This is a genomic window from Bradyrhizobium sp. 197 (assembly GCF_023073375.1).
In the GTDB taxonomy this organism is placed as follows: Bacteria; Pseudomonadota; Alphaproteobacteria; order Rhizobiales; family Xanthobacteraceae; genus Bradyrhizobium.
In genome coordinates, this window is sequence record NZ_JADPJJ010000100.1 from 1 (window position 1) to 14,162 (window position 14,162).

Annotated in this window: 13 protein-coding genes; 9 read left to right on the top strand and 4 right to left on the bottom strand. The window is 64.2% G+C overall.

The window, feature by feature from the left end; genetic code table 11:
* Window positions 1-165: 165 nt before the first annotated feature.
* The gene (parE, locus tag IVB27_RS23180) at window positions 166-2,211 is read right to left on the bottom strand and encodes a DNA topoisomerase IV subunit B (RefSeq protein ID WP_247347110.1); all 2,046 of its coding nucleotides are present in this window, start codon (window positions 2,209-2,211) and stop codon (window positions 166-168) included.
* A 271-nt stretch (window positions 2,212-2,482) separates the two neighbouring features.
* On the opposite strand from parE, the gene IVB27_RS23185 reads away from it, so the two are divergent.
* The 3 genes from IVB27_RS23185 (at window position 2,483) to argC (ending at window position 4,885) form a co-directional block, all read left to right on the top strand.
* Window positions 2,483-3,013, top strand: coding sequence for a DedA family protein (locus IVB27_RS23185; protein ID WP_247445531.1), 531 nt, complete (start codon window positions 2,483-2,485; stop codon window positions 3,011-3,013).
* 223 nt (window positions 3,014-3,236) lie between these two features.
* Complete coding sequence (locus IVB27_RS23190; RefSeq protein ID WP_247445532.1) at window positions 3,237-3,905, top strand: FMN-binding negative transcriptional regulator; 669 nt, start codon at window positions 3,237-3,239, stop codon at window positions 3,903-3,905.
* The gene (gene argC / locus IVB27_RS23195) at window positions 3,902-4,885 is read left to right on the top strand and encodes an N-acetyl-gamma-glutamyl-phosphate reductase (protein WP_247445533.1); all 984 of its coding nucleotides are present in this window, start codon (window positions 3,902-3,904) and stop codon (window positions 4,883-4,885) included. The genes IVB27_RS23190 and argC overlap by 4 nt, the downstream gene beginning before the upstream one ends.
* A gap of 127 nt (window positions 4,886-5,012) precedes the next feature.
* Here the strand turns inward: argC and IVB27_RS23200 are convergent, their stop codons facing one another.
* Window positions 5,013-5,780 carry an outer membrane protein gene (locus IVB27_RS23200; protein ID WP_247445535.1) on the bottom strand — a complete coding sequence of 256 codons (768 nt, stop codon included), beginning with the start codon at window positions 5,778-5,780 and terminating at the stop codon, window positions 5,013-5,015.
* A gap of 191 nt (window positions 5,781-5,971) precedes the next feature.
* Here IVB27_RS23200 and IVB27_RS23205 point away from each other — a divergent pair, with 191 nt between their 5' ends.
* Window positions 5,972-6,559, top strand: coding sequence for a class I SAM-dependent DNA methyltransferase (locus IVB27_RS23205; protein ID WP_247445536.1), 588 nt, complete (start codon window positions 5,972-5,974; stop codon window positions 6,557-6,559).
* Between the two features lie 20 nt (window positions 6,560-6,579).
* Here the strand turns inward: IVB27_RS23205 and IVB27_RS23210 are convergent, their stop codons facing one another.
* The gene (locus tag IVB27_RS23210; RefSeq protein WP_247445537.1) at window positions 6,580-6,978 is read right to left on the bottom strand and encodes an MAPEG family protein; all 399 of its coding nucleotides are present in this window, start codon (window positions 6,976-6,978) and stop codon (window positions 6,580-6,582) included.
* Between the two features lie 83 nt (window positions 6,979-7,061).
* Window positions 7,062-8,870: a PHA/PHB synthase family protein gene (locus tag IVB27_RS23215; protein ID WP_247445538.1), complete on the bottom strand. Its 1,809-nt coding sequence runs from the start codon at window positions 8,868-8,870 to the stop codon at window positions 7,062-7,064.
* A gap of 252 nt (window positions 8,871-9,122) precedes the next feature.
* Here IVB27_RS23215 and IVB27_RS23220 point away from each other — a divergent pair, with 252 nt between their 5' ends.
* The 5 genes from IVB27_RS23220 (at window position 9,123) to IVB27_RS23240 (ending at window position 14,124) form a co-directional block, all read left to right on the top strand.
* A complete protein-coding gene (locus tag IVB27_RS23220) occupies window positions 9,123-9,398 on the top strand; it encodes a hypothetical protein (protein ID WP_247445539.1) in 276 nt (91 codons plus the stop codon).
* 215 nt (window positions 9,399-9,613) lie between these two features.
* Window positions 9,614-10,834, top strand: coding sequence for an LL-diaminopimelate aminotransferase (locus IVB27_RS23225; protein WP_247445540.1), 1,221 nt, complete (start codon window positions 9,614-9,616; stop codon window positions 10,832-10,834).
* A gap of 29 nt (window positions 10,835-10,863) precedes the next feature.
* Window positions 10,864-12,180, top strand: a complete 1,317-nt coding sequence (locus IVB27_RS23230) for a homoserine dehydrogenase (RefSeq protein ID WP_247445541.1) — start codon at window positions 10,864-10,866, stop codon at window positions 12,178-12,180.
* Between the two features lie 137 nt (window positions 12,181-12,317).
* Window positions 12,318-13,319, top strand: coding sequence for a class II fructose-bisphosphatase (glpX, locus tag IVB27_RS23235; RefSeq protein ID WP_247347093.1), 1,002 nt, complete (start codon window positions 12,318-12,320; stop codon window positions 13,317-13,319).
* 85 nt (window positions 13,320-13,404) lie between these two features.
* Complete coding sequence (locus IVB27_RS23240; RefSeq protein WP_247445543.1) at window positions 13,405-14,124, top strand: haloacid dehalogenase type II; 720 nt, start codon at window positions 13,405-13,407, stop codon at window positions 14,122-14,124.
* Window positions 14,125-14,162 lie beyond the last annotated feature (38 nt).

The following is a 14,162-nucleotide window of genomic DNA, read 5'->3' on the forward strand; positions in this document are numbered from 1 at the left end:
CCACCTCACGATGACGCCCTTGCGCTTCGCTAATCCTTCGCCGCCATCAGGCTGGATAGAGGACTTCCACCTCCAAGCTGTCGTTCATACTCGGCACACAGCAAAAGAGCCCCGGCATCACGCCGGGGCTCTTGATGGGGACGCGCAGCGTGCAGCGTCTGAGGGTCAGACGTCCAGCAATTCCTCATTGGCGAACTCGGCCTTGTCCGAGATGAATGCGAAGCGTGCCTCGGCCTTGGTGCCCATCAGGCGCTCCACCGAATCCGCGGTGGTGTCGCGGTCGTCGGCAAGCAGGACCACCTTCAGCATGGTGCGCTTGGCGGGATCCATGGTTGTTTCCTTGAGCTGCGCCGGCATCATCTCGCCGAGGCCTTTGAAGCGGTTCACCTCGACTTTGGCGTTGGCGCTGAACTCGCTCTTGATCAACGCCGCCTTGTGCGCGTCGTCGCGGGCATAGATCGACTTCGTGCCGTTGGTCAGCTTGTAGAGCGGCGGCACGGCCAGGAAGAGGTGGCCCTCGTCGATCAGCCGCGGCATCTGCCGGTAGAAGAAGGTGATCAGCAGCGAGGCAATGTGCGCGCCGTCGACGTCGGCGTCGGTCATGATGATGATGCGCTGGTAGCGCAGATCCTCTTCGCGATACTGCGCAAGCATGCCGCAGCCGATCGCCTGCACGAGATCGGCGAGCTGCGTGTTCGCCGTCAGCTTGTCCTTGCCGGCCGAGGCGACGTTGAGGATCTTGCCGCGCAACGGCAGCACGGCCTGGGTCTTGCGGTCGCGCGCCTGCTTGGCGCTGCCGCCGGCCGAATCGCCCTCGACGATGAAGAGTTCTGAGCCGTCCAAGCCCGCATCGCTGCAGTCGGCGAGCTTGCCGGGCAGGCGAAGCTTCTTGCCGGCGGTCTTGCGCGCGGTTTCCTTTTCCTGGCGACGCCGCAGCCGGTCTTCGGCGCGGTCGATCACGAAGTCGAGCAGCCTGTTGGCCATGTTCGGATTGCCCGACAACCAATGGTCGAACGGATCCTTCATCGCCTGTTCGACGATGCGCTGCGCTTCCGCTGTGGCGAGACGGTCCTTGGTTTGACCCTGGAATTCAGGCTCGCGCACGAACACCGAGAGCATCACGGCTGCACCCACCATCACGTCTTCCGACGTAATGGATGACGCGCGCTTGCCCTGGCCGACGCGCTCGGCGTGATCCTTCAGGCCGCGCAGAAGCGCGCTGCGCAGGCCGGATTCGTGCGTGCCGCCGTCCGGCGTCGGCACGGTGTTGGTGTAGGAGGAGAGGAAGCCGTCGGCATCGGCGGTCCAGGCCACGGCCCATTCGCAGGCGCCATGCGCGCCGTTGCGGCCCGATTTGCCGGAGAAGACGTCAGGATGCACCAGCGTGTCGGCGTGGATCGCAGCCGCCAGATAATCCTTGAGGCCACCGGGGAAGTGGAACGTCGCTTCCGCCGGCACGTCCTCGACGCCCTTGAGCAGTTCGGGCGCGCAGTTCCAGCGGATCTCGACGCCGCCGAACAGATACGCCTTCGAGCGCGTCATCTTGAACAGGCGCTGCGGTTTGAACGCGGCCTTGGCGCCGAAGATGTCGGTGTCGGGCTTGAAGCGCACGCGCGTGCCGCGGCGATTGTTGACCTTGCCGAGATCCTCGAGCTTGCCCTTCGGGTGGCCGCGCTCGAACGTCATGCGATAGAGCTTCTGGCTGCGCGCGACCTCGACCTCGAGCAGCGAGGAGAGGGCGTTCACCACGGAGATGCCGACGCCGTGCAGGCCGCCCGAGGTCTCGTAGACCTTGGAGTCGAACTTGCCGCCCGAGTGCAGCGTGCACATGATGACTTCGAGCGCCGACTTCTTCGGAAACTTCGGATGCGGATCAATCGGGATGCCGCGCCCGTTGTCGATGACGGTCAAAAAGCCGTCCGCGCTCAAATCGACTCCGATGAAGGTCGCATGCCCTGCCAGCGCCTCGTCCATCGAATTGTCGATGACCTCGGCGAAGAGATGATGCAACGCCTTCTCGTCGGTGCCGCCGATATACATGCCGGGCCGCCGGCGCACCGGTTCCAGGCCTTCGAGCACCTCGATATCGGCCGCGGTGTAGTCGGCCTCCGCACCGCTCGCACGCGAGGTTGCCTTGGCGGGCGCGCGGGATTTGGGCTCGTCACCGCCAAAAAAGTCGTCTTTGGCTTTCGGTTTCAGCTGCTTGGACATGAATCTTGATGTGCTTTCAGGGCCGCGGAGGCGGCGAATCGGTTACGCCGACTATGCCACGGCTCGTTTGAAAAGGTCATCGGGTGCCGGCTGGCCGGTCTGCGCGGCAGCCGATGCCAGCGATTTTACGCCACAGGCCCACCAATTGCCGGCAATTTGACGTCTGCGGCCGGTCTGGGTCGGGATTTGTGACTTGATGTCACACAAGCCATTGCCTTACCAGTCTTTTTCATCGAGCAGACCTCAAGGTGGGGCGGGAAGGCGATCTGGAATGGAGCATTATGCGCACGCACTGGCCGACTTCGTGCGTGCTCACCAGGCCTGGGCGGCCCCGATCGTGTTCCTGCTGGCCTTCGGGGAGTCGCTCGCCTTCATCTCGCTCTTGATCCCGGCCTGGGGCGCGTTGGTCGCGATCGGCGCGCTGATCGGCGCCAGCGGCATCAGCTTCTATCCGGTCTGGATCGCCGGCGGCATCGGCGCGGCGCTGGGCGACTGGGTCTCCTACTGGTTCGGCTATCGCTACAAGGAGCGGGTCGCCCAGATGTGGCCGCTCTCGCGCTATCCGGAACTCCTGCCCAGGGGCGAGGCCTTCGTGCGGAGCTGGGGCGTGCCCAGCATCTTCATCGGCCGCTTCTTCGGTCCGTTGCGTGCGTCGGTGCCGCTCGCAGCCGGCATCTTCGAGATGCCCTATTGGAGCTTCCAGGCCGCCAATTTCGTCTCGGCGCTGGTCTGGTCGGCCGCGTTGCTTCTGTTCGGCGACGTGCTTGCGAAGTTCATGGAATGGCTCTGGCGGGTGATCTGACGCCAAAACCTTGACGAAAACCGGATATGGCTTTATAGCCGCGCGCCATGATCAACGCCGCGACCATTCTGTTCGCCCGTCGCCGCCGCCGCAGTCTTGCGGTTTGGGCGGTCGATCGCGTTTGAGATCATCGTCTTTGCCGCCGGATCCGATCCGCGGCATTCTTTCTCCTGTCAGCGCGATCTGATCCGGCGGCCCCCAAGGAGGCCAGCAGGAGACCACGATGTACACGCCACCCTTTTTCAAGCAGGACCGCACCGCGAGCCTGAAATTCGCAGGCGAGCGCGGCTTCGGCACGATGTGCGCCTTCGACGGCCACAAGCCGGTTGCCTCGCCGCTGCCGTTCTACCTGACCTATGCCGCTGACGGCACGCCGCAGGCCGCCTTTCATGTCGCCCGTCACAATCCGCTGCTAAAACTGGCAGGCGACGCGGCGTCCTGGCTGCTCGCGGTCAACGGCCCCGATGCCTATGTGTCGCCGGACTGGTACGTCTCGCCGGATCAGGTGCCGACCTGGCTCTACCAGTCGGTGCATCTGAGCGGGCCGGTGCGGCTCCTGTCGGATGACGAGCTGGCGGTGCAGATCGACACGCTCAGCGAGAAGTTCGAAAGCTGGTTGTTGCCGAAGACGCCGTGGACGTCGGGCAAGATGACGGCCGGCAGGCTGGAAGCGTTGAAGAAGGGAATTGTAGGGCTGGTCATGACGGTTGATGAGGTCGAAGGCAGCTTCAAGCTCAACCAGCACAAGTCCGACGCCGATTATACGGCGATTGCCAATGCGCTCGGCGCGCAGCCTGCTGCCGACGCGAGAGAAATCGCGCAACTGATGCAGGACGTGAGGCCGGAAGCCTTCGCGAACGAAACGAACATGCTCGAAAGGAGCGCGCCATGAGCCTCACTGAAACGACGAAAGCACCGACCACTGGCGCTACGAAGAAGCCGGCCACCGTCTTCGTCGACGGCGGCTCGGGCACCACCGGCCTCGGCATCAACGAGCGGCTGAAGCTCCAGAGCGACGTTGCGGTGAAGACGATCGCCGACGACAAGCGCAAGGACCCCGCAGCCAAGAAGGCGCTGATGGAGGAGGTGGATCTCGTCATCCTCTGCCTGCCGGATGATGCTGCCAGGGAAACCGTCGCGCTCATCGACAGCATGGGACCGTCGGGCCCGAAGGTGCTGGACGCCTCGACCGCGTACCGGGTCGCGCCCGACTGGGCCTATGGCTTTCCGGAGCTGACGCCCGACCAGGCCGGCAAGATCAAGGCGGCGAAGAAGGTGTCCAATCCCGGCTGCTATCCGACCGGCGCGATCGCGCTATTGCGGCCGATCGTCGATGCCGGCTTGTTGCCTTCGGACTATCCCATCACCGTCAATGCGGTGAGCGGCTATTCCGGCGGCGGCAAGTCGATGATCGCAAGCTTCGAAGACGGCAGCGCGCCGTCCTTCGAGCTCTACGGCCTCGGCTTCGAGCACAAGCATCTGCCGGAGATGCAGCTTTATTCGAACCTGACGCGACGACCGATCTTCATTCCCTCTGTCGGCAATTACCGGCAGGGCATGCTGGTCTCGGTGCCGCTCCAGCTCGACACGCTGCCCGGCAAGCCTGATGGTGCGGACCTGCAAGCCGCACTGGCAAAGCGTTACGCCGGCTCGAAGTACGTTTCGGTGATGCCGCTTCAGAACGAGACGACCAAGGGCGGCAAGCTCGAGCCGGAAGCGCTCAACGAGACCAACATGCTCGAGCTCTACGTCTTTGCCAGCGACAAGTATCACCAGGCGGTGCTGGTCGCGCGGCTCGATAATCTCGGCAAGGGCGCCTCCGGCGCGGCCGTGCAGAACATGCGGCTGATGCTGGGCCTGCCGGAGGAGTAGGGCACGGTAGTGCCCCGGACGCAGCGCAGCGCCTCTTGGCGGTGCGCTGCAGAGCCGGGGCCCATTGTTACTTTGCTGCAGCCTTCTGGGTCCCGGTTCGCGCTTCGCGCGTCCGGGACAGGAGGCCTCAGTACTTCGCGATGATCGGTCCGCCGAACCTGTAGTTGATGCGGGCGGTGATCAAGTCGACGTCCTGGCCGATGCGGTCGGTACGTGAGAACGTGCCGACGGGCGCCAGCACGCCGTTGGCCGTGAGGGTAACGTCGCGCCGGCCCATGAACAGATGGTCGTATTCGAGGCCGACCGACCAGTTCGGCGCAAAGCCGTATTCGATGCCGACGCCGACCGTGCCGCCCCAGCGGGTCTCGTCGGCGCCGTCGAACTCGGCCCCGGCCAGACCGCCCGTACCGATGCCGCGGTAGCGATCGCGGGTGACGGCGGCGCCGCCCTTCGCGTAAAGCAGTGCGTTGTTCCAGGCGTAGCCGACCTGGCCGGTGAAGAGGCCGAAGGCATCGACGCGGGTGCGGTTCGCGACGCCGAACACGGCGCTGGTATTCCGGCCGGAGAGGTCGGCCCAGTCGCCCTGCGCTTCGAGACCGAACACGAAGGCGTTGCTCTGCCAGCGATAGCCGATCTGACCGCCGGCGACGGCGCCCGTCGCATCATGGCATCCCTCGGCAGTTGCAGGGGAGAAACCAACCGTCTGGTCCCAGCACTTGTGCGACGTGCCATAGCCGCCGTTGGCGCCAATGTAGAAGCCGCTCCAATTGTAGACCGCAGCGATCATCGGCGGCGCCTTGGTGTAGGGGCGGGCGGCGAGATCAGCGGCGTTGGCCTGGGTCACGACGGTTGCGAGTGAGATCGCGCCGAGCGCGGATATCATCTTCCAGTTCATGTTTGCCCCGAATCAATCAATTGCGATGAGCGAATATAGCTGCGGACGGGTGACAACCTGTAGAGGCAATCCGGGACGCCGGTTGTTTTTGCCGCAATGTCACCCTTCCGCAACACCGCCGGTTGATGCCGGGGCTGCTTGCAGAGTAGGCAGGCTGGTCTAGCTAAGGACCTGCCGAAGTGAGTGACGCCATGGATGAGACCACGTTGCAGTTCTACCGGGAGAACGCCGAGTCTTATGCCGGATGGGCCAAGGCGCCCTCGACGCGGCTGCGCGGTTTTCTGGCTTTGCTGCAACCCAGTAGCTCGATCCTCGAACTCGGCTGTGGTGCCGGCAATCATTCGGCGGTGATGCTGGCCGAAGGTTTTTCGGTACGCGCTACCGACGGCTCGCCTGAGATGGCTGAGATCGCGTCGCGGCGGCTCGGTCATCCCGTCGAGGCGATGCGGTTCGACCAGCTTGACGCGCACGAGGCCTATGACGGCGCCTGGGCCAGCGCCTGTCTCCTGCACGTGCCGCGCGACGAGCTCGCCGGCATCCTGGCGCGGATTCATCGCGCGCTCAGGCCGTCAGGCGTGTTCTATGCCAGCTACAAGATGGGCGAGGGCGACGGCCGGGACAGCCTGGGGCGCTATTACAATTATGCGTCGCCAGAATGGCTCGAGGCGGCCTACGCCACCGCGGGGCCATGGATCACGCTGTCGTCGGACAGGAACGTGATCCAGAGCTTTGACGAGACGCCGGCGAACATGCTGCATCTCGTCGTTCGCAAGGCCTGATCTCAAAGCAGGGCCTGATCTCAAACCGCCTTGAAGATCGCCACCGCCAGCACGGCCTGTGCGAGGAAGCCGACGGTGAAGGCCAACGTGCGGAAGATCGGGATCCCCAGCGCATAGACGATCAGATGCGCGACGCGCGACCAGAAATAAACGGCGCAAGCGAGCACCGTCCATTTCGAGGAATAGTCGATCGCGTTCAGGATCAGCACCAGCGGTGCGAACAGCACGAGGTTCTCGACGGCGTTGTCATGCGCGAACATCAGGCGGTTCGCCCATTCCGACTGCGGCTTGTCGGCGCGCGAGGGATTGGCCATCGCGCCACCGAGACCGCGAATCTGGCATCGGTTGATGGTGTAGGGAATCCACAGGATTCCGGTCAGGACCACCGTCAGTGTCAGCCAGAACAGTTCACGCGTCATAACCCGGTCCCCTCTGTCGTCGCTGTGTTGAGAGCGAGCTTATACAAGCGCGCAAGATTGCGCCATGCGCAAAGAATTTTCCACTATGCGCGAACTCTGACATAGCTGCCGGGGGCGTCCTCGATCGGAGGCAGCGCTTCGCTGCCGACCGTGCGCGCCGGCACCTCCGCGGGATCGAGTGTGCCAAGCCATTGGCGCCAGTCCGGCCACCACGAGCCCTTGTGCTCGACCGCGTCCTTCATCCACTCGGCGACGTTGACGTCCTTGACGTTGTCGTTGGTCCAGTACTGGTACTTGTTCGAGGCGGGCGGGTTGACGACGCCGGCGATGTGGCCCGAGCCGGACAGCACATATTTCACCGGACCGCCGAAGAACTGCGAGCCGTACAGCACCGATTCCGCCGGCGCGATGTGGTCTTCGCGGGTGGCAAGATTGTAGACGGGCACCATGACCTTGGAGAGGTCGAGCAGGGTGTTGTCGAGCACCATCGTGCCGGTCGACAGCCGGTTCTCCAGATAGCAATTGCGCAGATAGTAGGAATGGTTCGACGCCGTCATGCGCGTGGCGTCCGAATTCCAGTGCAAGAGGTCGAACGCGCTCGGCTGCTGGCCTTTGAGGTAATTGCTGACGACATAGGACCAGATCAAATCGTTGGAGCGCAGCATGTTGAAGGCCATCGCCATCTTGGACCCTTCGAGCACGCCGGCCGCCTTCATGCCCTGCTCCAGCGCAGCGATCTGCTCCTCGTCAACGAACACGAGAAGGTCGCCCGCATGGGTGAAGTCGACCTGTGCCGCGAAGAACGTCGCGGACGCCACGCGCTGGCGGCGCTTCTCGGCGAGCCAGGCCAGCGTCGTCGCGAGCATGGTGCCGCCGACGCAATAGCCGGCAGCGTGCACCTTCATCTCGCCAGTGACCTTCTCGATCACGTCCATCGCCGTGAGCGGGCCTTCCTTCATGTAGTCTTCCCAGCTCTTGGTGCCGAGCCGCTTGTCGGGATTGACCCATGAGATCACGAACACGGTGACGCCCTGGTCGACGCACCACTTGATGTAGGATTTCTCCGGCTTGAGATCGAGGATGTAGAACTTGTTGATCCAGGGCGGGATGATCAGGAGCGGCGTGCGCAGCACATTCTCCGTGGTCGGAGAATACTGGATCAGCTGCATCATCTCGTTCTGGTAGATCACCTTGCCCGGCGTCGTCGCCATGTTGACGCCGACGACGAGATTGTCCGGATTGGACTGGCGGATCTTCAGGACGCCTTTGCCGGCTGCGATGTCCTCGGCCAGCATCTTCAGGCCGCGCGCGAGATTTTCGCCGTTGCTGGCCACCGTCGCGCGCAGCACCTCCGGATTGGTCAGCACGAAGTTGGACGGCGACAGCGCGTTGGTGACCTGCTGGATGTAGAACTCCGCCTTGCGGCGGGTCTGCGGATCGAGCCCCTCGGCGTCGCGCACCAGCTCATGCGCGAATTTGGTCGTGAGCAGATAGAGCTGCATCACGAAATCGAAGAACTGGTTCGACTTCCATTCCGGATCGGCAAAGCGCTTGTCGCGCGGCGAGGGGGCGATCGCGGGCGGAACGTCCTGGCCAGCCATGCGGCGCGCCGCCGAACCCCAGAGGTCGAGATAGTCCTTGGCGAGCCTGGTCTGGAGATCGGACGCGCGTGATGTGTCCGACAGCCAGTATTCGGCGACCGCGGTGAAGGTCTTGACGACCTCGGTAAGCTCGGCCGGCGGACGATCCTGCACCTCGCCGCTCTCGCGGGGCTTGAGGTACGCAGCGAGCGCTTTGCCGCCGCTTTCCATCGCCCGCGCGACATTCATCGCGAAGGCTTCCGCATCGAACTTCGTGTCGGGTTTGGGCGTGTCGGTCGTGGCCATGCTCATGAGCAGAACAGTAACGATTCATTCCGTATTCGTCACCGCGAAGCTCGCATGTTTGGCGTTAAACACTCTCGAAGATGTGTTGCAGTGCGACAAATTTTCTTGGTTCCGTCACAATCGAGCCGCACCGCTCGGCTTGGTGGTCCCGGGCTGTTTTCTCGCTCGCGCCATTTGGGCAGCAATGGTTTGAGCTTGGGTGCGGACCTCGGTAAGGTTGCCGGGGCCGTGCTTTGGGACGAGTAGGGGATTTCCCAAGTGTTGGCGTTGAGGGACCTGCAAAAGTCGCGGCTGATCTGTGGCGCGCTGGTGATGGCGGCGCTTGCCATGGGCGGTTGCTCGAGCCAGCTCGCGGACATGACGCCCGCCGATGCGCAAGCGCATCCCAAGGAGCCCGGCAGCTATCTGCCGGTGCACGATCTGCCGCCGGATCGCGATCAGGCGGTCATCCCGCCGGACCAACGCGCCAAGATCGAGGCCGAGCTCGCTGCCGCGCGCGACCGTCAGGCCGTTGCCGGCAAGGACGCGAAGTAAGACGCTGCAAGGTAATCGCTGGCGCCTCCGCCTTGCCGTGCTAAAAGAATTCAGTTCAGCCGAGAGTCAGGGCGAACGACTTCAGTCACCGCCATCGATGATTGCTCTAAGCATTTGATTTTGAGTGATTTTCGTGAACGAGGCGGGCGCCTTTTCGCATGGTCGTTATGGCCTGTCGATTCTGTCCTGACCGGTTGCCCGGAGCCGAGAGAGCCATGGAAGAATTTTACCGCATCCGCCGCCTTCCGCCTTACGTATTCGAGCAGGTGAACCGGGCCAAGGCGGCCGCGCGGAATGCCGGCGCCGACATCATCGACCTCGGCATGGGCAATCCGGACCTGCCGGCGCCAGCGCACGTGCTGGAGAAGCTGAAGGAGACACTGGGCAAGCCGCGCACCGACCGCTACTCGGCCTCTCGTGGCATCAACGGCTTGCGCAAGGCCCAGGCCGGCTACTACGCCCGCCGCTTTGGCGTGAAGCTCAATCCCGACACCCAGGTCGTGGCGACGCTCGGCTCCAAGGAGGGCTTTGCCAACGTGGCGCAGGCGATCACTGCGCCAGGTGACGTCATCCTCTGCCCGAACCCGAGCTATCCGATTCACGCGTTCGGCTTTTTGATGGCGGGCGGCGTGATCCGCTCGGTGCCTTCGGAGCCAACCCCGCAGTTCTTCGAGGCGGTGGAGCGTGCGATCGTCCACTCGATTCCGAAGCCGCTGGCGCTGGTCGTCTGTTACCCCTCGAACCCGACCGCCTATGTCGCGAGCCTTGACTTCTACAAGGACCTGGTCGCGTTCGCGAAGAAGCACGAAATCCTGATCCTGTCCGATCTCGCTTACGCCGAGGTCTATTTCGACGAAAACAACCCACCGCCCTCGGTGCTGCAGGTGCCCGGCGCGATGGACGTCACCGTCGAGTTCACCTCGATGTCGAAGACCTATTCGATGGCCGGCTGGCGCATGGGCTTTGCGGTCGGCAATGAGCGCGTGATCGCGGCGCTCGCGCGCGTCAAATCCTATCTCGACTACGGCGCGTTCACGCCGGTGCAGGTCGCCGCGACCGCCGCGCTGAACGGCCCCGACGATTGCATCAGGGAGATGCGCGACACCTACCGCAAGCGGCGCGACGCGCTGGTGGAATCGTTCGGCCGTGCCGGCTGGGAGATCCCGCCGCCGGAGGCCTCGATGTTCGCCTGGGTGCCGCTGCCGGAAGCCTTCCGCAGCGTCGGCAGCATGCAGTTCGCGACCCTGATGGTGGAGAAATCCGGCGTCGCGGTCTCGCCCGGCGTCGGCTTCGGCGAGCATGGTGAAGGATATATCCGCATCGCCATGGTGGAAAACGAGCAACGGATCAGGCAGGCCGCGCGCGGCGTGCGCCGCTTCCTTGAAAGCGGCATCGAAACGTTGCACAACGTCGTTCCGCTCGCCAATCGGCGTTAAGTTCTCTTCCGCAGGTTTTCTGAAGCATCATGGTTGCACCCCTGAAAGTGGGCATAGCGGGGCTCGGCACCGTGGGCGCCGAAGTTGTCCGTTTGATTGAAACGCAGGCCCGCGTGCTCGCGGGCCGCAGCGGCCGCGGCATCCGCGTCGTCGCCGTCACCGCGCGCTCGAAGGCCAAGAAGCGCGCCGTCGACCTGCGCGGTGTCGAATGGGTCAAGGATCCGCTTGCCCTCGCCATGCATCCCGACATCGACTGCTTCGTCGAGCTAATGGGCGGCTCGGGCGATCCCGCGCTGGCGGCGGTCGAAGCCGCGCTCAGCGCCGGCAAGTCCGTCGTCACCGCCAACAAGGCGCTGCTCGCCAAGCACGGCCTCAAGCTGGCAAAAGCCGCTGAAAAGCACGGCGGCGCGCTGAATTTCGAGGCAGCGGTCGGCGCCGCGATCCCCGTCATCAAAACGTTACGCGAGGGTCTTGCCGGAACCGGCATCAACCGCGTCTACGGCATCCTCAACGGCACCTGCAATTACATCCTGACCCGGATGGAGCAGGAGGGCCTGTCGTTCGCCGAATGCCTGAAGGATGCGCAGCGGCTCGGCTATGCCGAGGCCAATCCGTCCTTCGATGTCGACGGCCACGACACCGCGCAAAAACTCGCTATTCTTGCCAGCCTCGCTTTCGGCACGAAAGTTGCTCAAAGCGCGGTGTATGTCGAAGGCATCTCCTCCATCGCGCCGGAAGATCTCCGTGCCGCTGACGATCTCGGTTACCGGCTCAAGCTGCTCGGCGTCGCGGTTCGCACCGCCAAGGGCATCGAGCAGCGCGTGCATCCGACCATGGTTCCAAAATCCTCCTCGATCGCACAGGTGATGGGTGTCACCAATGCGGTCACGATCGACGGCGAGGGCATCCCGCCGATCACGCTGGTCGGCCCCGGTGCCGGCGGCGCGGCGACCGCATCCGCCGTCGTTGCCGACATCGCCGATGTCGCGCGCGGCATTCGCGCCAATCCGTTCGGCCGACCGATTTCGCAGCTGCGCGACACCAAGAAGGCGCCGATGGAGCGCCACGAGGGCGGCTACTACATCCGCCTTCTGGCACGCGATTTCCCGGGTACCGCGGCTGCGATCGCGACCCGGCTCGCGGAGCAGAAGATTTCGATCGAGTCGATCGTGCAGCGCCACCCCAATGGCGGCGCTGCGCCGGCAAACGGCAAGGCGGTCCCGGTGCCCGTTATCCTGATCACCTATGCCACGCACGAGGACGCCGTGCGCCGCGCGCTCGCGGCCGTGCAGCGCGACAAGGTGATCAGCGGGCGGCCGCAGGTGATCCGGATCGAGAAGAACTAGGGCATGCTCCGGAAAAGTGTGAAGCGGTTTTCCGGAAAGAGCATGCTTAAACAATGACACGGTTCGAACGAACTGTGGGTGTTACGAGTTGATGCGGGTGGAGATTTCCGTCCAAACTGTTGCGAAGGAGTTAGCCGATGTCGACCCATATTTCAGTCCCGCCGCAAGCGTTGCTCGAGCGGATTCTCACGCTGGAGATCGTGCGCGTGACGGAGCGGGCGGCGGTGTCTTCGGCGCGTCTGCGCGGGCACGGCAATGAGAAGGCTGCCGACCAGGCCGCGGTGGACGCGATGCGGCGCGAGCTCAACAAGCTGCCGATCGAAGGCACCATCGTGATCGGCGAGGGTGAGCGCGACGAGGCGCCGATGCTCTTCATCGGCGAGAAGGTCGGCATGAACGCCGGCCCGAAAGTCGACATCGCGGTCGACCCGCTCGAAGGCACCACGCTGTGCGCCAAGGCCATGCCGGGCTCGATTGCCACCATGGCAATGGCCGACGGCGGCACGCTGCTGCACGCGCCCGACGTCTACATGCAGAAGCTCGCGATCGGTCCCGGTTACGCCAAGGGCGTCGTCGATCTCGATGCCACGCCGGCTGACAACGTCCGCCGCCTCGCCAAGGCCAAGGGTGTCCAGCCGGACGGCATCACCGTTCTCGTGCTCGACCGTCCGCGCCATGCCAGCATCATCGAGAGCGTGCGCTCGACGGGTGCCGCCGTGCGTCTGATCACGGACGGCGATGTCGCCGGCGTGATCCATTGCGCCGACCCCGACAATACCGGCGTCGATATGTATCTCGGCACCGGCGGTGCGCCGGAAGGCGTGCTCGCGGCCGTGGCGCTGCGCTGCATCGGCGGCCAGATGCAGTGCCGCCTCATCCTCGACTCCGACGAGAAGCGCGAGCGTGCCGCCAAGATGGGCGTCAACGATCCCAAGATGATCTACGGTATTGAGGACATGGCGCGCGGCGATTGTCTGTTCGCCGCCACCGGCGTCACCACGGGCTCGCTGCTCTCGGGCGTCAAATTCCGCAAGGATGGCGTGATCGAGACCGAGACGGTCGTGATGCGCTCCGTCACCGGCACCGTGCGCTACATCAAGGCCGAGCACCGCGAGCTGGCGAAGTTCCACCTGGACTAAGTCACAACGTGCGGCCGTCATTCCGGGTCTGCGCCTCGCGGCGCCCCGGCATGACCAAGAACAAGCGATATACAGGGAAGCGTCGATGTCTGACCTCACCGCCGTCAAAGCCCTGGTGTTCGACGTGTTCGGCACCGTCGTGGACTGGCGCACGAGCTTGATCACCGATTTCATGTGGTGGGCGAAGGGGCGCGGCATTTCCGCCGACTGGACCGCGTTGGTCGACGGCTGGCGCGGCATGTACATGGCCTCGATGGACGACGTGCGCAAACATCCCGAGCGCGGCTATGTCGTGCTCGACGACCTGCATCGCCGCTCGCTGGACAAGCTGGTCGAGCAATTTTCGATCAAGGGCCTGGCCGAAGCCGATCTCGATCACCTCAGCAGAGGCTGGCACCGGTTGCATCCGTGGCCCGACAGCGTTGCGGGCCTGACGCGGCTGAAGTCGAAATTCGTGATCTCGCCGCTGTCGAACGGCAATGTCGCGCTGCTGACCAACATGGCGAAGTTCGCAGGGCTTCCCTGGGACCTCGTCATGTCGGCCGAGCTGTTCGAGCACTACAAGCCCGATCCCGAAACCTACCTTGGCGCCGCGCGCCTGCTGTGCCTCAAGCCGGAGCAGGTGATGATGGTCGCCGCCCACAACGGCGATCTCGCCGCCGCGCAGAAGAACGGGCTGAAGACCGCCTTCGTGGCGCGGCCGACCGAATACGGTCCGCTCCAGAAAGTCGATTTCGAGGCCACCGGCAATTGGGACATCGTCGCGAAGGATTTTGGCGGCATCGCCGACAAGCTCGGGTGCTAGGGCGGCTGATACCCATGCGAGGCGGACGAGGCCCGGAT